The sequence below is a fragment of the Pseudomonas sp. P5_A12 genome (genome assembly GCF_056400685.1).
On the sequence record NZ_JBFUKU010000097.1, the window covers coordinates 1 to 18,366 of the forward strand.

Annotated in this window: 18 protein-coding genes and 1 pseudogene; 12 read left to right on the forward strand and 7 right to left on the reverse strand. The window is 59.7% G+C overall.

Going from position 1 to position 18,366, the window contains the following annotated elements:
* Nucleotides 1-164: pseudogene (aroE, locus tag AC1DSG_RS15050) on the forward strand (shikimate dehydrogenase); the annotation flags it as partial.
* 104 nt (nucleotides 165-268) lie between these two features.
* Here aroE (AC1DSG_RS15050) and aroE (AC1DSG_RS15055) read toward each other — a convergent pair.
* The gene (aroE, locus tag AC1DSG_RS15055; RefSeq protein WP_477791591.1) at nucleotides 269-1,090 is read right to left on the reverse strand and encodes a shikimate dehydrogenase; all 822 of its coding nucleotides are present in this window, start codon (nucleotides 1,088-1,090) and stop codon (nucleotides 269-271) included.
* Between the two features lie 13 nt (nucleotides 1,091-1,103).
* Entirely contained in the window at nucleotides 1,104-2,018 is a 915-nt protein-coding gene (gene hemF / locus AC1DSG_RS15060; protein ID WP_477791592.1) for an oxygen-dependent coproporphyrinogen oxidase, read from the reverse strand.
* Nucleotides 2,019-2,197: 179 nt separating this feature from the next.
* Here hemF and AC1DSG_RS15065 point away from each other — a divergent pair, with 179 nt between their 5' ends.
* The gene (locus AC1DSG_RS15065) at nucleotides 2,198-3,175 is read left to right on the forward strand and encodes an NADPH:quinone reductase (protein ID WP_477791593.1); all 978 of its coding nucleotides are present in this window, start codon (nucleotides 2,198-2,200) and stop codon (nucleotides 3,173-3,175) included.
* A gap of 102 nt (nucleotides 3,176-3,277) precedes the next feature.
* Here AC1DSG_RS15065 and tsaC read toward each other — a convergent pair whose 3' ends face one another.
* The 3 genes from tsaC to AC1DSG_RS15080 form a co-directional block, all read right to left on the reverse strand.
* Nucleotides 3,278-3,835, reverse strand: coding sequence for an L-threonylcarbamoyladenylate synthase type 1 TsaC (gene tsaC / locus AC1DSG_RS15070; protein WP_477791594.1), 558 nt, complete (start codon nucleotides 3,833-3,835; stop codon nucleotides 3,278-3,280).
* Nucleotides 3,836-3,889: 54 nt separating this feature from the next.
* The gene (gene dprA / locus AC1DSG_RS15075; RefSeq protein WP_477791595.1) at nucleotides 3,890-4,990 is read right to left on the reverse strand and encodes a DNA-processing protein DprA; all 1,101 of its coding nucleotides are present in this window, start codon (nucleotides 4,988-4,990) and stop codon (nucleotides 3,890-3,892) included.
* An 80-nt stretch (nucleotides 4,991-5,070) separates the two neighbouring features.
* Nucleotides 5,071-6,096 carry a LysM peptidoglycan-binding domain-containing protein gene (locus AC1DSG_RS15080; RefSeq protein ID WP_477791596.1) on the reverse strand — a complete coding sequence of 342 codons (1,026 nt, stop codon included), beginning with the start codon at nucleotides 6,094-6,096 and terminating at the stop codon, nucleotides 5,071-5,073.
* A gap of 171 nt (nucleotides 6,097-6,267) precedes the next feature.
* On the opposite strand from AC1DSG_RS15080, the gene def reads away from it, so the two are divergent.
* From def to AC1DSG_RS15105, 5 genes are all read left to right on the forward strand, one after another.
* On the forward strand, nucleotides 6,268-6,774 hold the full coding sequence (gene def, locus AC1DSG_RS15085) for a peptide deformylase (protein WP_007948122.1): 507 nt from the start codon (nucleotides 6,268-6,270) through the stop codon (nucleotides 6,772-6,774).
* Between the two features lie 57 nt (nucleotides 6,775-6,831).
* Entirely contained in the window at nucleotides 6,832-7,791 is a 960-nt protein-coding gene (fmt, locus tag AC1DSG_RS15090) for a methionyl-tRNA formyltransferase (RefSeq protein WP_477791597.1), read from the forward strand.
* Nucleotides 7,788-9,098: a 16S rRNA (cytosine(967)-C(5))-methyltransferase RsmB gene (gene rsmB, locus AC1DSG_RS15095; protein WP_477791598.1), complete on the forward strand. Its 1,311-nt coding sequence runs from the start codon at nucleotides 7,788-7,790 to the stop codon at nucleotides 9,096-9,098. The genes fmt and rsmB overlap by 4 nt, the downstream gene beginning before the upstream one ends.
* A gap of 21 nt (nucleotides 9,099-9,119) precedes the next feature.
* Nucleotides 9,120-10,493 carry a Trk system potassium transporter TrkA gene (gene trkA / locus AC1DSG_RS15100; RefSeq protein ID WP_477791599.1) on the forward strand — a complete coding sequence of 458 codons (1,374 nt, stop codon included), beginning with the start codon at nucleotides 9,120-9,122 and terminating at the stop codon, nucleotides 10,491-10,493.
* 136 nt (nucleotides 10,494-10,629) lie between these two features.
* Nucleotides 10,630-10,944 carry a tetratricopeptide repeat protein gene (locus AC1DSG_RS15105; RefSeq protein WP_477791600.1) on the forward strand — a complete coding sequence of 105 codons (315 nt, stop codon included), beginning with the start codon at nucleotides 10,630-10,632 and terminating at the stop codon, nucleotides 10,942-10,944.
* 128 nt (nucleotides 10,945-11,072) lie between these two features.
* Here the strand turns inward: AC1DSG_RS15105 and AC1DSG_RS15110 are convergent, their stop codons facing one another.
* Both AC1DSG_RS15110 and tag read right to left on the reverse strand, forming a co-directional pair.
* A complete protein-coding gene (locus AC1DSG_RS15110; protein WP_477791601.1) occupies nucleotides 11,073-11,960 on the reverse strand; it encodes a lysophospholipid acyltransferase in 888 nt (295 codons plus the stop codon).
* Between the two features lie 40 nt (nucleotides 11,961-12,000).
* Complete coding sequence (tag, locus tag AC1DSG_RS15115) at nucleotides 12,001-12,558, reverse strand: DNA-3-methyladenine glycosylase I (protein ID WP_007948114.1); 558 nt, start codon at nucleotides 12,556-12,558, stop codon at nucleotides 12,001-12,003.
* A gap of 81 nt (nucleotides 12,559-12,639) precedes the next feature.
* On the opposite strand from tag, the gene glyQ reads away from it, so the two are divergent.
* From glyQ to AC1DSG_RS15140, 5 genes are all read left to right on the forward strand, one after another.
* Entirely contained in the window at nucleotides 12,640-13,593 is a 954-nt protein-coding gene (gene glyQ, locus AC1DSG_RS15120) for a glycine--tRNA ligase subunit alpha (protein WP_003213601.1), read from the forward strand.
* Nucleotides 13,590-15,644: a glycine--tRNA ligase subunit beta gene (gene glyS / locus AC1DSG_RS15125; RefSeq protein WP_150779559.1), complete on the forward strand. Its 2,055-nt coding sequence runs from the start codon at nucleotides 13,590-13,592 to the stop codon at nucleotides 15,642-15,644. Before glyQ ends, glyS begins: the two co-directional genes overlap by 4 nt.
* Before the next feature lie 4 nt (nucleotides 15,645-15,648).
* A complete protein-coding gene (gmhB, locus tag AC1DSG_RS15130) occupies nucleotides 15,649-16,188 on the forward strand; it encodes a D-glycero-beta-D-manno-heptose 1,7-bisphosphate 7-phosphatase (RefSeq protein WP_477791604.1) in 540 nt (179 codons plus the stop codon).
* 78 nt (nucleotides 16,189-16,266) lie between these two features.
* Nucleotides 16,267-17,046 carry a lysophospholipid acyltransferase family protein gene (locus tag AC1DSG_RS15135; RefSeq protein WP_477791602.1) on the forward strand — a complete coding sequence of 260 codons (780 nt, stop codon included), beginning with the start codon at nucleotides 16,267-16,269 and terminating at the stop codon, nucleotides 17,044-17,046.
* A gap of 326 nt (nucleotides 17,047-17,372) precedes the next feature.
* On the forward strand, nucleotides 17,373-18,086 hold the full coding sequence (locus tag AC1DSG_RS15140; protein ID WP_477791603.1) for a CatB-related O-acetyltransferase: 714 nt from the start codon (nucleotides 17,373-17,375) through the stop codon (nucleotides 18,084-18,086).
* Nucleotides 18,087-18,366: the final 280 nt, after the last annotated feature.

Sequence of the window (18,366 nt, forward strand, 5' to 3'; positions counted from 1 at the left end):
CAACTTCGTTTTGCCGTTGGGCCACGGAAAATGGCGCTGCGGTAGCGATGGATGGCTTGGGTATGCTCGCGGAACAAGCGGCGGAAGCCTTCTTCCTGTGGCGCGGCGTGCGCCCGGACACGGCGCCGGTGCTGGCCGAACTGCGCCGCCAGCTCGCCCTGTAGCTCCTTGTGGCGAGGGAGCTTGCTCCCGCTCGGGTGCGCAGCGCCCGCATATTATTAGGGTCGCTACGCAACCCAGCGGGAGCAAGCTCCCTCGCCACAAGGAGCTACAGGGCGAGCTGGCGGCGCAGTTCGGCCAGCACCGGCGCCGTGTCCGGGCGCACGCCGCGCCACAGGAAGAAGGCTTCCGCCGCTTGTTCCGCGAGCATACCCAAGCCATCCATCGCTACCGCAGCGCCATTTTCCGTGGCCCAACGGCAAAACGAAGTTGGTTCCTTGCCATACATCATGTCGTAGCAAACGGTTTTACCCGGCTCGATCAGGCTACTGGCAATCGGCGGCACATCACCCGACAGGCTCGCGGACGTGGCGTTGATGATCAGGTCCACCGACTCCTTCAACCAATCGAAACCACTGGCCGATACCGGCCCCAGGTCCGCGAACAACTCCGCCAGCAACTCGGCTTTCTCAACCGTGCGGTTGGCGATGACCACCGAGGCCGGTTGCTCAGCCAGCAGCGGCTCCAGCGCACCGCGCACCGCCCCCCCAGCGCCAAGCAGCAGGATGCGTTTGCCCTTGAGGCTGAATCCGGCGTTGACCGTCAGGTCCCGCACCAGTCCGGCACCGTCGGTGTTGTCGCCCAGCAACGTGCCATCGACGAGTTTGCTCAAGGTGTTCACCGCGCCGGCCCGCTGTGCGCGCTCCGTCAGGCTGTCGGCCAGGCGGAAAGCGTCTTCCTTGAATGGCACCGTCACATTCGCTCCGCGACCTTCGCGGAAAAATGCCCGGGCAAAGTCGGAAAAATCGTCGAGCGGCGCCAGCGAGGTGCTGTAGTCCAACTGCTGAGCGGTTTGTTCGGCGAACAAACGGTGGATCAGCGGCGACTTGCTGTGACCAATCGGGTTACCGAATACGACGTAACGGTCCATCAGAACTCCTCGTTCAGGCCTCGGCCAACCAATCACGGTCTTGCAGGAAGTAGTCGGTCAGGCGCGCTTCTTCGCTGCCCGGTTCGGCTTTCCAGTCATAGCCCCAGCGCACTTGCGGTGGCAACGACATCAGGATCGACTCGGTGCGTCCGCCCGATTGCAGGCCGAACAACGTGCCTCTGTCGTAGACCAGGTTGAACTCCACGTAGCGGCCGCGACGGAACTCCTGGAACTCACGCTGCTTGGTGGTGAACGCATCATTTTTGCGGCGATGCACAATCGGCAGATACGCGTCGATGTACGCATCGCCGATGGCGCGCATGAACGCGAAGCTGGTGTCGAAGTCCCACTCGTTCAAGTCATCGAAGAACAGTCCACCGATGCCACGCGGCTCGTGGCGATGTTTGATGTGAAAATAGCTGTCGCACCAGGCTTTGTAGCGCGAATAGACGTCCGGACCGAACGGCGCACAGGCCTGCTCGGCGACGCGGTGCCAGTGCACGCAGTCTTCTTCATTGCCGTAGTAAGGCGTCAGGTCGAAGCCGCCGCCGAACCACCAGACCGGTTCCTCACCTTCTTTTTCAGCAATGAAAAAGCGCACGTTGGCGTGGGACGTCGGCACATGCGGGTTGTGCGGGTGAATGACCAATGACACGCCCAGGGCTTCGAAGCCACGGCCGGCCAATTCCGGGCGATGAGCGCTGGCGGACGGTGGGAGACCGCTACCAAAGACGTGGGAAAAGTTGACGCCGCCCTTTTCGATCACTGAACCGTTTTCGATTACGCGGGTGCGCCCGCCACCGCCGGCAGCCCGGGTCCAGGCGTCTTCGACGAAGTGAGTGCCGCCATCTTCGGCTTCCAGCGCAGCACAAATACGGTCTTGCAGGTCAAGCAGATAGGCTTTTACGGCCTCGGTGCGGGTCGTCATGTCATCACCTTGATCGGGCAAAGCTACGCGGCGCTCCATCGGAGCGGGGGTCCGGCGCAAATGGGCGCGTAGCATACCATCGCCGATGGGGCTGCCACAGTTGACGAAGATCAAGCTTGGGAGTTCGATAGGGAGCTTCGTGCTACACCTCCCGTAGCCAAGACCCAAGGAGTAGGCAGATGGCTAAGCGTATCCAGTTCCGCGCCCATGGCGGTCCCGAAGTACTCGAGTATGTCGATTACCAACCCGCCGAGCCCGGCCCGCAGCAGGTCCGCGTCACCAACAAGGCCATCGGCCTGAATTTCATCGACACCTATTACCGCAGTGGCCTGTATGCACCCCCTGCCTTGCCATCGGGCGTGGGTTCGGAAGGCGCAGGCGTGGTCGACGCAGTGGGCAGCGAGGTCACGCGTTTCAAGGTCGGTGATCGCGTGGCGTATGGCAGCGGGCCGTTGGGCGCCTACAGTGACGTTCACGTATTGCCCGAGGCCAATCTGGTGCTTCTGCCGGATGCGATCAGCTTTGAAACGGCCGCCGGGGTCATGCTCAAGGGCCTGACTGTGCAGTACCTGCTGCGTCAGACATATGAGTTCAAGGGTGGCGAGACCATCCTGTTCCACGCGGCTGCCGGCGGTGTCGGTTCTCTGGCCTGCCAATGGGCCAAGGCCTTGGGCGTGAAGTTGATCGGTACGGTCAGCTCGCCTGAGAAAGCCGCGCTGGCCAAGGCCAATGGTGCTTGGGCGACCATCGACTATAGCCATGAAAACGTCGCTCAACGGGTGCTGGAACTAACTGACGGGAAGAAAGTGCCGGTGGTGTATGACGGCGTCGGTAAAGACACCTGGCTGACGTCGCTGGACAGCGTATCCCCACGGGGTCTGGTGGTGAGTTTTGGCAATGCGTCGGGTGCGGTGGACGGGGTCAATCTGGGGATATTGGCGGCGAAGGGTTCGCTGTACGTGACCCGGCCAACGCTGGCGACTTACGCCAACAACGCCGAGAACCTGCAACGGATGGCAGATGAATTGTTTGAAATGATCAGCAGCGGGAAGCTGAACGTGGATATCAGCCACACGTACGCGTTGGCTGACGCAGCGAAGGCGCAGACCGAGTTGTCGGCACGGCGCACGACGGGCTCGACTGTTTTGTTGCCTTGAGGGCCTCATCGCGGGCAAGTCGGATCGCCGCACCGCCGCTCCTACAGGTTTCGTTGATCCCTGTGGGAGCCGGGCTTGCCCGCGATGAACGATGACGCGGTGTTAGTCCGGGCGCACGACGTGACCGGTAGCCAGATCCCGAATGACGCTCGGGTTCTTGCGCCCCCCCAGGTTGCCGCCCAACACAAAATCCACCTGCCCACGGAAATACTGATCCACGCGAATCCGCGTGCGCGCCGCCGGGCGTCCCTGCGGGTTGGCCGAGGTCGACACCAGCGGCCCGACCGCTGCGCACAAATCCCGCACCAGCGGATGATCGCTGACCCTGAGCGCCACCGTTTCATGCACCCCGGTGATCCACTGCGGCAACAGGTTCTGATGCGGCACCAGCCAGGTGTTCGGCCCCGGCCAGGTACTGGCCATGCGGTCCATCCACAGTTCCGGGAAGTCTTCGAAGAGAAAATCGAACTGCCGGATATTGTCGGCAACCAGAATCAGGCCCTTCTCCACTGACCGGCCCTTGATCATCAGCAGTCGATACACCGCCTCTTCGTCCCACGGGTCGCAACCCAGCCCCCAGACCGCTTCGGTTGGATAGGCAATTACCGCCCCTGCGCGAACGGCTTGCGCGGCTTGTTGCACTCGCCAACTGTTGACCATGAAAAACTCTCCGGAATAAGGCTCTGCGCAGTTTACCGATCTTCCTTATAAAACCTAGCTCACCCGCGCAAACCAGCGCCCGCTTTCGCACACAGCGCGACCCTCCATTTCCAGCTCCGTCAACGCAGCCAGCACTTTGGGCAAGGTCCAGCCGCTGGTGACGGACAGCGCTTCACTGGTGTGCGGGGCCGCGTGCAACAGCATGAGCAACGGATGGGTCACCGAGGGAGTCTCGGTGGACAACGGCAACTGTTGCCAGCCGCGCAAGGCTTCAAGGATATGTTCGATGGTTTCCACCAGCATCGCGCCGTCACGGATCAATTGATGACAACCCTTGGCGCCAGGATGATGAATTGACCCAGGAATCGCATACACCTCACGACCTTGCTCTGCCGCCAGCCTCGCGGTGATCAACGAACCACTCGCCACACTGGCCTCGACCACCAACACGCCGAGGGACAAACCGCTGATGATCCGGTTACGCCGGGGGAAGTTGCTGGCGGTCGGGCCGGCGTCCAGCGGGAACTCCGAAAGCACCGCACTGCCTGACGCGATCATGGCATCGGCGAGTCGTCGATTGCGTTGTGGATAAAACTTTTCAAGTCCCGTGCCAAGTACCCCCACCGTTCGCCCGCCGACGTCCAAAGCGGCTTGATGCGCCGCAGCATCAATGCCCAGCGCCAGACCGCTGGTGATGACGAAACCGGCGCCGGCCAGGCTGCGGGAAAACGCGGCGGCCGTGTCCATGCCCGGACGCGAGGCGCGTCGGCTACCGACCATCGCCAACTGCGGTTTTTCCAGAATCCCGGGATCGCCCGCGACGAATAACAGGGGAGGTGCGTCGCTGATTTCTGCGAGCAACGCAGGGTACTCAGGCTGGTCCCACATCAGTAAATGCTGGCCCGGACGCTCTAGCCAGGCCAATGCGTGGCTGGCGCCATCGCGCACTTCATTGGCGCGTCGAGCCTCGGCACACGCCAGCGGCAAACCCAGTGAGCGCCAGGCACTGGCCGGCGCGCTGATGGCTTTGGACGCCGAGCCGAAGGCCTCAAGTAATTTTTTGAAGCGCGCCGGGCCGAGTTCCGGCAAACGGTGCAAACGTAAACGAGCTTCCAGTTCCGCAGGGGAAACCGGTGTAACGGCAGGCAATGACATGGATCATCCTTGATCGTTATGAGCCCCGTCGAAACGGGAATAAGCTGTGGATAACTCTGTTGGTAACTTGTGGAGCCGGCTTACGGATTTCGCACTTTGTCCATGACGGCCAGCGAGCGCGAAGCGTTGAGTACCAGCCCGTAGCTGAGCTTGTCGTAAGTGCGGAAAACCATGAGCAATCCGGCCCGCTCATCGGGAACCTTCAGTGGCTGGCCGGTGATCCGGTCACGCACGGTTTCGCCGGTTTTCATCACCACCAGTACGTTGCCTTCGGCCAAGCCATCACGCTGCCCCTTGTTCAGCGTGACCACATCCAGCGCACCGATCTGCGTCACACCGCGCGGTACATCGATGATCAACCCGTTAACCGGTGTTTTCGGTGCACTGGGCATGAAAGTCGAGTTGATCGAGCGCTCTTCGCCGCTGAACAGACGATCACCGAGGCGGACTTCCTGGGTCGTGCGCTGCAAGACGAGGGTCCCGACATCGCCTTCAGTGGCGACAATTTCACCACCAGCGATGTCATCGGCGTTGATCCCCAAAAACTCTTGGGTCTCGGGATCGGTGTAGACCTTGCCCTGACGGAAGATCCCGTAAGCTGGCTGATCGGGATCGAAATGGCCGCGGGCGAAGATGCGGTCTCCGGTGCCGCTCAGCACACGTTCGGCATCGCCGGCCACGACATAGGGCGCCTTGTCGAAATCCTCGACCTTGTCGACGATGCGGTTGCTCAACAAGAAACTGTTGATCGAACGCAGCGGAATGCTCGGAATCGCATCGACCACCGGCGAGCTGCGCACCCGTGGCGAAAGCTTGAGGGTGCCGCGCGAGGCGCCGCGATCGAGGGTCAGGCGCGGCTGGCCGTTGACGTAGACCAGTGACAACGAGTCGCCAGGGTAGATGAGATCAGGGTTTTCGATGTGCGCATTGGCCTGCCAGAGCTCGGGCCATTGCCACGGCTGGCGCAGGTATTTAGCGGAAATGTCCCAGAGTGTGTCCCCCGCAACCACTGTGTATTGTTGTGGAAAACCTTCCTTGAGTTGCACTTGCCCGTGCGCCAGACCAGCCGAGGCCAGAAGGAGCAAGGCGAGTAGTGATTTCCTCATGCAGTGAATCCCTTTATTATGTGCGTTCGCGTGAAACGCTTGAGCCCTCAGTGGCTCGCTCCCGGCTTGCTTATGAAGCGAAGGGAGCTACGTTTTACAAAGGTAGCCTGCCTCTTCGGACTCACCAGGCCACCGACCCGACCTTACTTCACACGTGCAGTCATCAAGCTTATGGCCATTTTAAACATCCTCGAATTCCCCGACTCACGCCTGCGCACTATCGCCAAACCTGTGGCCGTAGTGGACGACGAAGTGCGTCAGTTGGTCGATGACATGTTTGAAACAATGTATGAAGCGCCAGGCATCGGCCTCGCCGCGACCCAGGTCAACGTGCACAAACGCATCGTAGTGATGGACCTCTCCGAAGACCGCTCCGAACCACGGGTGTTCATCAACCCCGAGTTCGAAACCCTGACCGACGAGATGGAGCAGTATCAGGAAGGCTGTCTCTCGGTGCCGGGCTTCTACGAAAACGTCGATCGTCCGCAGAAGGTCAAGGTCAAGGCCCTGGACCGCGACGGCCAGCCTTACGAACTGATCGCCGAAGGCCTGCTCGCCGTGTGCATCCAGCATGAATGCGACCACCTGAACGGCAAATTGTTCGTCGATTACCTGTCCAGCCTCAAACGCGACCGAATCAAGAAGAAACTGGAAAAGCTCCATCGCCAGAACGCTTGATGCCCTCCTTTCAAAGGCTTGCTGCGGCAAGCCTTTTTCTTTTGCGAGACCTTTTACATGACTGAGCCACTGCGCATCGTCTTTGCCGGCACCCCGGAATTCGCCGCCGAACACCTCAAGGCCCTGCTCGACAGCCCTTACGAGATCGTCGCGGTTTACACCCAGCCGGACCGTCCGGCGGGCCGTGGGCAAAAGCTGATGCCAAGTCCGGTCAAGCAACTCGCACTGGAAAACAACATCCCGGTGTTGCAGCCACCAACCCTACGCAACGAAGACGCTCAGGCGGAACTGGTCGCGCTCAAGCCAGACTTGCTGGTGGTGGTGGCCTACGGCCTGATCCTGCCGCAGGCGGTGCTTGATACTCCGCGCCTGGGTTGCATCAACAGTCACGCGTCCCTGCTGCCACGCTGGCGCGGGGCCGCGCCGATCCAGCGCGCTGTCGAAGCGGGCGACAGTGAAAGCGGTGTCACCGTGATGCGCATGGAACTGGGCCTGGACACCGGGCCGATGCTGCTCAAGGTCACCACGCCGATCAGCGCTGAAGACACCGGCGGCAGCCTCCACGATCGTCTTGCCGAACTGGGCCCACCGGCGGTGATTCAAGCGATTGCCGGCCTCGCCGCCGGTACGCTGGAAGGCGAAGTGCAGGACGACAGCCTCGCCACTTATGCTCATAAATTGAACAAGGATGAAGCACGCATCGACTGGACCCGTCCGGCCATTGAGCTGGAACGTCTGGTTCGCGCCTTCAACCCATGGCCGATTACCCACAGCACGCTGAACGGCGAAGCGTTGAAAGTGCTGGCCGCGAGCCTCGCTGAAGGCAAGGGCGCACCAGGGGAAATCCTCAGCGCCAGCAAGGACGGTTTGATCGTCGCTTGCGGTGAGCAGGCCTTGTGCCTGACCCGTCTGCAATTGCCCGGCGGCAAGGCGCTCAATTTCAGCGATTTGTTTAACAGCCGTCGTGAGAAATTCGCCGTCGGCACCGTGCTCGGTCAAACGGCGGATGCTCAATGAACCCGCGTCTGGCCGCCGCCAAGGCACTCGCCGCCGTTCTCAACGGAAAAGCCTCGCTCAACAGTTCCCTGCCGACCCAAATGGACAAGGTTGAAGACCGCGATCGCGGTTTCACTCAGGATTTGGCGTTCGGCACTGCGCGCTGGCAGCCACGTTTGTCGGCGTTGGCGGCCAAGTTGCTGCAAAAGCCGTTCAAAACGGCGGATGCCGATGTCGAGGCGCTGCTGCTGGTCGGTCTCTATCAATTGCTCTACACCCGAGTTCCGGCCCATGCCGCCATCGGCGAAACCGTTGGTTGTGCCGACAAGCTGAAAAAGCCTTGGGCCAAAGCCTTGCTCAACGCCGTGTTGCGCCGCGCCCAGCGTGAAAGCGCAGCGTTGCTGGCCGAGCTTGAACACGATCCGGTGGTGCGTACTGCCCACCCGCGCTGGCTGCAAAAATCCCTGAAAGCGTTCTGGCCCGAGCAGTGGGAAGCCATTTGTGCGGCGAACAACGCGCATCCGCCGATGATCCTGCGGGTCAACCGTCGCCATCACACCCGCGACGCCTACCTTGGGTTACTGACCGAAGCCGGGATCGCCGCAACGCCGTGCGTCTACAGTCAGGACGGCATCATCCTGGAAGCCGCTGCCGACGTGCGCAGCCTGCCGGGTTTCGCCGAAGGCTGGATCAGCGTGCAGGATGAGGCGGCGCAACTGGCTGCCGACCTGCTCGACCTGGCGCCGGGCCAACGGGTGCTGGACGCCTGCTGTGCACCGGGCGGCAAAACCTGCCACATCCTTGAAGCTGAGCCACAACTGGCCGGCGTCGTGGCGGTGGACCTTGAAGCCAAGCGGCTGGTGCGGGTGCGAGAAAATCTCGAACGCCTGAAATTGAGCGCCGAACTGATCGCCGCCGACGGCCGTGACACGGCCGTCTGGTGGGACGGCAAACCGTTCCAGCGCATCCTGCTGGATGCGCCGTGCTCGGCCACCGGCGTTATCCGTCGTCACCCGGACATCAAACTGACGCGCCAGCCCGACGACATCGCCGCGCTCGCAGTGCTTCAGGGCGAACTGCTCGATGCTATGTGGATAACCCTGGAGGTTGGCGGGATTCTGCTTTACGCCACCTGTTCCACATTGCCGACTGAAAACACCGAAGTCATCGAAGCGTTCCTCGCCCGTACGCCAGGCGCGCGTGAACTGGACCTCGCCACGACGGCGGGCATCAAGCAACCTCATGGTCGCCAGTTACTGGCCCAGGAAGGCGGGCACGACGGGTTTTACTACGCCAAGCTGATCAAGATTGCCGCCGCGCGCGGTTAACGGATTGAATGGAGTGACTGGATGAAAATCATCATCCTCGGTGCGGGGCAGGTCGGCGGTTCGCTGGCAGAACATTTGGCCAGTGAAGCCAATGACATCACGGTGGTCGACACCGATGGCGAACGCCTGCGCGACCTCGGCGATCGGCTGGACATCCGTACGGTTCAGGGCCGCGGCTCACTGCCGACGGTGCTGCGCTCGGCCGGTGCGGACGATGCCGACATGCTGGTGGCCGTGACCAACAGCGACGAAACCAACATGGTGGCCTGTCAGGTCGCGCACACGCTGTTCCACACGCCCACCAAAATCGCCCGCGTGCGCGAAGCCTCCTACCTCACGCGCTCCGAATTGTTCGATAACGACGCGATCCCGGTCGATGTGCTGATCAGTCCGGAACAAGTGGTGACCAACTACATCAAGCGCCTGATCGAGCATCCGGGCGCCTTGCAGGTGATCGACTTCGCCGAAGGCAAAGCGCAGTTGGTCGCGGTGAAGGCCTACTACGGCGGGCCGTTGGTGGGTCAGCAACTGCGGCAATTACGCGAACACATGCCGAATGTCGAAACCCGCGTCGCCGCGATTTTCCGCCGTGACCGGCCGATCCTGCCGCAGGGTGACACCGTCATCGAGGCGGACGACGAAGTGTTTTTCATCGCAGCCAAAGCGAATATTCGCGCTGTGATGAGCGAAATGCGCCGGCTGGATGAAACCTACAAACGCATCGTCATTGCCGGGGGCGGTCAGATCGGTGAGCGTCTGGCCGAGGCCATCGAAAGCCGTTATCAGGTGAAGATCATCGAGATGAACCCGGCTCGCTGCCGCCATCTCTCGGATACCCTCGACAGCACCGTGGTGTTGCAAGGCAGCGCCTCCGACCGCGACTTGCTGATGGAAGAAAATATTGCCGACGCGGATATATTCCTGGCCCTGACCAACGATGACGAAGCCAACATCATGTCTTCGCTGCTGGCCAAACGCCTGGGCGCGAAGAAAGTGATGACGATCATCAACAACCCGGCGTACGTTGATTTGATTCAGGGCGGCGACATCGACATCGCCATCAGCCCGCAACTGGCGACCATCGGCACATTGCTGGCCCACGTGCGCCGTGGCGATATCGTCAGCGTGCACTCCTTGCGCCGGGGCGCGGCGGAAGCCATCGAGGCGATTGCCCATGGTGATGCGAAGTCGAGCAAGGTGATAGGCAAGGCCATCGAGAACATTGGCTTGCCGCCGGGTACAACGATTGGCGCGATCATTCGCGATGAGGAAGTGATCATTGCCCATGACAAGACGGTTATCGAGGCGGGCGACCATGTGATTTTGTTCCTTGTGGATAAAAAGCACATTCGGGATGTGGAGAAGCTGTTTCATGTGGGGTTGAGCTTCTTCTAACTGATCGTTCCCACGSTCTGCGTGGGAATGCAGCCTCAATGGACGCTCCGCGTCCCTGCCGAAGCGGACGCGGAGCGTCCATTGAGGCATTCCCACGCAGACCGTGGGAACGATCACTTACTGAGGGGAAACACTAATGCTCGAATCCCTGGAAAAAATGCTCGCCAAGGGTGTGGACAACTCGCTGCTGCGCTTCGGCCTGGGCAAGGGTTATCTGGATCTCGGGGAAAACGCCAAGGCTGCCGAACATTTCCAGCGTTGCGTCGAATTCGATCCGAAGTATTCAGCGGCCTGGAAGCTGTTGGGCAAGGCCCATCTGGCGCTGGAGGATTTCGCGGCCGCCCGACAGGCGTGGGAACAAGGTCTGCAAGCCGCCCGCGCCCATGGCGACAAGCAGGCAGAAAAAGAGATGACGGTGTTTCTGAAGAAACTTGAGCGAAACGCGCACTGATCAGAGATAACGCAGGCCTATCCCTTCGCTAACCACCTGAATCACTTCCATGCGCACACGCTGCGCCCTTGAATGCACTGCTGTGGATAACCCAGCCCAAGAGTTACCCACAAGTCACGCCAGCCGACTCAATACCAGCGTTCTTCACCGGGTGGCCGCTTCTTGAAGCGCTTCATGCTCCACATGTACTGGCTTGGATAAGCCCGCACATAGCGCTCGACCACTTGACTCATGGCCGCGCAGGACGTCTCAGTATCGGTGCTGTACATGGCCTCTGGCGCCGCTTCGAGGATGACTTTGTAACCCGAACCGTCCGGCAAACGCAGCGCATGCAGGAACACACCGACCGCTTTGCCGCCCGCGAGCATGTTCGGCACGAACTTGCTGGTCAGCGCCTGGGTGGCGAAGAAGGGTACGAAGATTCCGGCAGATTCGGCCGGTTCCGGGTCAGCGGGAATGCCCACTGCACCACCTTTACGCACTTCCTTGATCACGCTGAGGATGCCTTCCTTGGTGGAAGCCGCCACCCGGTTGCCCAATTGCACCCGCTGTTTGCGCAGCAAATCATCCACAGCCTTCAACTTCGGTGGCCGATAGAAAATGATCGGTTTGCACTGGTTGCAATAGAAATGGTTCAACACTTCCCAGTTGCCCAGGTGGCTGGTGATACCCACGACCCCTTTGCCTGAGGCGAGGGCCTCCTTCAACACATCGAGGCCTTCGACTTCGCGCACCAGGTCGATGGAGCGCTGCGCCGGCCAGATCCAGGCGCAGGCGCTTTCGGTCAGGGACTTGCCGATGTCTTTCAGACTCTGGCCAACCAGGCGTTCGCGTTCGGCGGGGTCCATGTCCGGGAAGCACTTGGCCAGATTGATCCGCACCACGTCACGGGAACGGCTCGGGGTTTTCCACATGACCCAGCCAATCGCCGAGCCAACGGCCTGAACGGCCCGCCACGGGAGCAGGGCAAACAGCCGCAGAGCGCCTACCAGCAAGGCGCCTTTAAACTTATCCACAGGTCACTCCTGATTTTGTGCTGTGCGCGAGGCGGCTATTCTAACCGCCGTTCGCCAGCGTCGCGTAGCGATCGCAATCGCGGGTGTGGTCCATGACCATGCCCGAGGCCTGCATCAGCGCATAACAAATCGTCGGTCCGACGAACGTGAAGCCGGCCTTTTTCAAGCCTTTGCTCATTTCCACCGCCACCGGCGTGACCGCCGGCACTTCGGTGCGATCCTTGAAATGATTGATCACAGGCGTACCGCCGACGAAGGACCAGAGAAACTCCACCGGGTCCTCCAGCGCCAGCCAGGCCTGGGCATTGCGCCGGGCGGCGTTGAGTTTGAGGCGGTTGCGGATGATGCCTGGGTCGAGCATCAATTCATCGATTTCCGCGTCGCTCATCTGCGCCACGCGCTGGACGTCGAAGCCGAATAACACCTCGCGATAACGTTCCCGTTTACGCAGGACGGTGATCCATGAGAGGCCGGCCTGGAACCCTTCGAGCAAAAGCAACTCGAACAATCCCTGCGCATCGCGTAGCGGCGTGCCCCACTCCTGGTCGTGATAAGCCATGTACAGCGGATCTTCGGAACACCAAAAGCAGCGTGGCATAAGGCTCCAGGGGGCGTGCGCAGCAATGAATCGGGTATACTCCCGCTCTTTAAATCGCAGCCCAAGAAACAGGTGAATTTCGTGAGCCAGCCTACGCCAGCCGTGCGTACCTTCCAAGACTTGATCCTCGCGCTCCAGCAATACTGGGCCGAGCAAGGTTGTGTGGTACTTCAGCCCTACGATATGGAAGTAGGCGCCGGCACTTTCCACACTGCTACATTCCTGCGCGCCATTGGCCCGGAAACCTGGAACGCCGCTTATGTGCAGCCCAGTCGTCGCCCGACTGACGGCCGCTACGGCGAAAACCCGAACCGTCTGCAGCACTACTACCAGTTCCAGGTGGTGTTGAAGCCGAACCCGGACAACTTCCAGGAGCTGTACCTGGGCTCCCTCAAGCACGTCGGCCTGGACCCGTTGGTCCACGACATTCGCTTCGTCGAAGACAACTGGGAATCGCCAACCCTCGGCGCCTGGGGTCTGGGCTGGGAAGTCTGGCTCAACGGCATGGAAGTGACGCAGTTCACGTACTTCCAGCAAGCGGGCGGCATCGAATGCTACCCGGTAACCGGCGAGATCACTTACGGTCTGGAACGTCTGGCCATGTACCTGCAAGGCGTGGACTCGGTCTACGACCTGGTCTGGGCTGACGGTCCGTTCGGCAAAGTGACCTATGGCGACGTGTTCCATCAGAACGAAGTTGAACAGTCGACCTACAACTTCGAGCACGCCAACGTCGAGAAGCTGTTCGAACTGTTCGATTTCTACGAAAGCGAAGCCAAGCGCCTGATCGAACTCGACCAGCCGCTGCCGTTGCCGAGCTACGAAATGGTGTTGAAGGCCTCCCATACTTTCAACCTGCTGGATGCGCGCCGGGCGATTTCCGTGACCGCGCGTCAGCAATACATTCTGCGTGTTCGCACACTGGCGCGTTCCGTTGCGCAAGCCTACCTGCTGGCTCGCGCCAAGCTGGGCTTCCCGATGGCGACCCCGGACCTGCGCGATGAAGTACTGGCCAAGCTGGAGGCTGCACAATGAGTGCTCTGGATTTTCTGGTTGAACTGGGCACTGAAGAACTGCCACCCAAAGCCCTGAACACCCTGGCCGAGGCGTTCCTCGCCGGTATCGACAAGGGCCTGCAAGCCGCCGGCCTGAACTACGAGACCAAAACCGTCTACGCCGCGCCACGTCGCCTGGCAGTGCTGATCACGTCACTGGCCACCCAGCAACCGGATCGCAGCATCAACCTCGATGGCCCGCCACGTCAGGCCGCATTCGATGCCGAAGGCAACCCGACCCAGGCAGCACTGGGTTTTGCCAAGAAATGCGGCGTCGAGCTAAGCGAAATCGATCAGAGCGGCCCGAAACTGCGTTACAGCCAAAGCATCGCCGGCAAACCGACCTCGAGCCTGTTGCCGACCATCGTCGAAGACTCACTGAACGATCTTCCGATCCCGAAACGCATGCGTTGGGGTGCTCGCAAGGAAGAATTCGTTCGTCCGACCCAATGGCTGGTGATGTTGCTCGGTGACGAAGTCATCGATTGCACCATCCTCGCCCAGAAGGCAGGCCGTGATTCCCGTGGTCACCGCTTCCACCATCCGGAAAACGTGCGCATCACCTCGCCGGCCAACTACCTGGCCGACTTGCGTGCCGCTTATGTCCTGGCCGATGCCAATGAGCGTCGCGACATCATCAGCAAGCGCACCGAAGAACTGGCCACCCGTCAGGAAGGCACGGCGATTGTTCCGCCGGCGCTGCTCGATGAAGTGACCGCGCTGGTTGAATGGCCAGTGCCGCTGGTGTGCTCGTTCGAAGAGCGTTTCCTCGACGTGCCGCAAGAAGCACTGATCACCACCATGCAGGAYAACCAGAAGTACTTCTGCCTGCTGGATGCCGACGGCAAGTTGCTGCCACGTTTCATTACCGTGGCCAACATCGAAAGCAAAGACCCGCAGCAGATCATCGCCGGTAACGAGAAAGTGGTTCGCCCACGCCTGACCGACGCCGAGTTCTTCTTCAAGCAAGACAAGAAGCAGAAACTCGAAGATTTCAACCTGCGCCTGCAAAACGTGGTGTTCCAGGAAAAACTCGGCAGTGTTTACGATAAAGCCGAGCGCGTATCCAAACTGGCTGCGTTCATCGCACAACGCATTGGCGGCAATGCTGCATGGGCTTCCCGTGCCGGCCTGCTGTCCAAGTGCGACCTGTCGACCGAGATGGTCGGTGAGTTCCCGGAGATGCAAGGTGTCGCCGGTTACTACTACGCCCTCAACGACGGCGAGCCGGAAGAAGTCGCACTGGCGCTGAACGAGCAGTACATGCCGCGCGGTGCTGGCGCTGAACTGCCGACCACCCTGACCGGTGCGGCCGTAGCCATCGCCGACAAGCTCGACACATTGGTGGGCATTTTCGGTATCGGCATGCTGCCTACCGGCAGCAAAGACCCGTATGCCCTGCGCCGTGCAGCGCTGGGTGTGTTGCGCATCCTGATCGACAAGAAGCTTGAGCTCGACCTGAACGACGCCGTGGCCTTCGCGGTGAATGCGTTCGGTGCCAAGGTCAAGGCGGCCGGCCTGAACGACGCCGTGCTGGAGTTCATCTTCGACCGTCTGCGTGCCCGTTACGAAGACGAAGGTGTCGACGTGGCCACTTACCTCTCGGTTCGTGCCCTGAAGCCGGGTTCGGCGCTGGACTTCGACCAGCGTGTTCAAGCGGTAGAAGCCTTCCGCAAATTGCCGGAAGCAGCTGCTCTGGCTGCGGTGAACAAACGCGTGTCGAACTTGCTGAGCAAAGTCGAAGGCTCCGTTCCGACGGTGGTTGAAGCCAAATACTTCGACAATGCCAACGAGTTCTCCCTGTACTCGGCGATCCAGCAGGCTGACCAGGCCGTCCAGCCAATGGCTGCCGCGCGTCAGTACAGCGAATCCCTGGCCCGTCTGGCTGCTTTGCGCGAGCCGGTGGATGCGTTTTTCGAAGCGGTCATGGTCAACGCGGAAGACGCCAAGGTTCGCGCCAACCGTTACGCCTTGCTGGCGCGTCTGCGTGGTCTGTTCCTCGGCGTCGCTGATATTTCGCTGCTGAGCTAAGGGGCTGCTGTTGAAACTGCTGATTCTCGATCGCGACGGGGTGATCAATTACGACTCCGACGCTTACATCAAGTCGGTGGAGGAGTGGATTCCACTCCCCGGTTCGATCGAAGCCATCGCGCAGTTGAGCAAGGCCGGCTGGACGGTAGCGGTCGCTACCAACCAGTCGGGCATCGCTCGCGGCTATTACGACATCGCCACCCTGGACGCCATGCACGAGCGCTTGCGCTCGCTGGTGACGGAGCAGGGCGGTGAAGTCGGGCTGATCGTCTATTGCCCGCACGGGCCGGACGAAGGCTGCGATTGCCGTAAGCCAAAACCCGGGATGTTGAAAACCATCGCCGAGCATTACAACGTGTCGCTGACCAATCTTTGGTTCGTTGGCGACAGCCTTGGTGACCTGGAAGCCGCCAAAACCGTCGATTCACAGCCAGTTTTGGTAAAGACCGGGAAAGGCGAAAAGACTTTGGGCAAGTCGCTGCCGGTAGGCACCTTGATTTTTGACGATCTGGCGGCGATTGCCGCAGAACTTATCCACAATTAAAGTGCTTCGATTGTTCCGATTAAGGACTGATCGGGAGTGCGCTTATAGACGGGCAGAGCCCGCACGGTAAACGTCACCATGTCGATACTGCAGGCCATCAGAACCTTCCTCTTTTACCTTCTGCTGGGCACCAGCTCATTGCTCTGGTGCAGCCTGAGCTTTTTTATCGCGCCGTTTCTGTCGTTCAAGGCGCGTTATCGCTTCATTAACGTGTACTGGTGCCGATGCGCGTTGTGGCTGAGCAAAGTGTTCCTGGGCATCAGCTACGAAGTGAAAGGTGCCGAGAACGTACCTGATCAGCCCTGCGTGATTCAGTCGAACCACCAGAGCACGTGGGAAACGTTCTTTCTCTCCGCTTATTTCGAGCCGTTGAGCCAGGTGCTCAAGCGTTCATTGCTGTTTGTGCCGTTCTTCGGCTGGGCCATGGCCATGCTGCGACCGATCGCCATCGACCGCGACAATCCAAAAGCCGCGCTCAAGCATGTGGCGAAGAAGGGCGATGAACTGCTGAAGGATGGCGTCTGGGTGTTGATCTTCCCTGAGGGGACTCGCGTTCCTTTCGGCACTATTGGCAAGTTCTCGCGCGGTGGCACCGCGTTGGCCGTCAATGCCGCGCTTCCAGTACTGCCGATTGCGCACAATGCTGGCAAGTTCTGGCCAAAAACCGGTTGGAAGAAGAAGCAGGGTGTCATCACCGTGATCATCGGCGCACCGATGTATGCCGAGGGTAGCGGGCCTCGCGCCATTGCCGAACTGAACGACCGGGTGCAAGCCTGGAACGAGCAGATGCAGCGGGAAATGGGCTCGCTGCCGGCCACCCCGGCGGCACCAACCGCCAGTGATCAAGTGGCTGTCTGAGATTCTGTGGATAACCTGTGTACCGTTTTCTCGAAATATAGCGTTTTTGTTTTTCAAAGTACTGATTTATATACATATTTCTTAAACACATAAAACGCCGAAAATGGTGCATAAGTTTTTTCAGAGCGCAAAAAAACCGGCTGATATGCCGGTTTTTTTATGCCCGCCGTTTGCGGTTTTCCACTCTACGGGCTATTGCGGTGGTACTCATTTTTGAGCGTCTGGAGCAGGTCTTAACGTTTCATCTCCTGCACTGATTCATTTAGACTCGGCTATTGGCTCATAGGGCGTGCTACGCCCTATAACGGATGTCTAAATAGATTCTTATGAAAAAAATAATCGATACCCTTCGAAATCATTATTGGAAGAAATGGATTCGCAGGCATAAATGCAAAGTGGCAGGCGGTGTGTTGTCGTTGTACAAGCGATCGACGCTGACACTGGAAGAGGAAGTAACTCTCGGGCATGTGGTCGTAGAATCAAAAAAACTGGATATCGGCGCCCATACCTATATCCGAAGTGATTGTGTCCTGTCGAATGTGTCCTCTATTGGTCGATTCTGCTCCATTGGCAGTGGATGCTTTATCGGTCAGCAAAAGAGCTCACATCCGTCAGACTGGCTCAGTTCACACCCTTTTCAGTACACCGATACAGCTTTGACATTCGATCCCGAGGTTGCTGATGTAACGATTGGGCACGATGTGTGGATTGGGCACAGTGCGATGATCCTGGAAGGGGTCAAAATCGGCACAGGTGCAATTATCGCAACCCGCGCTTTGGTTGCCCATGACGTGCCGCCCTACGCGATCGTTGCCGGGATCCCTGCAAAAGTCGTCAAGTATCGGCATGCACCTGAGCTAATTGAAGAACTGATCAGTAGCCAGTGGTGGGATCGTGATGTCGAATTGCTCAAGACGTTACCGTTGAATGATCCTCAGGCCACTTTAACGCTACTGGCAGAGATGCCTGATGCTCGTCGTGCTGACTATAAGCAAATTCAAATCACACGCCAAAAGTGCAGCGTTTTGCCCTCGGTTTAAAACTATAAGGACAACGTTCCCGGCTAAAACCAGAATCGAGTAGGAGGCGGGGTTGCCCCCGCCGTCCTCTCACACCACCGTACATACGGTTCCGTATACGGCGGTTCCTGCCTACTGACAAACAACGTAAGCGAGCTTGGTTCCGTTGATGTGTCGCCTGTGGTATCTAAGCGCCCAGACCGGCCCTCGGAGCTTCCGGCTCCTACCTCCTGATGGTCTCGACCCCCGCTACGCGGAGTTTCTGCTTTACGCTCCAACAGAGATCACACCCGACTATCCA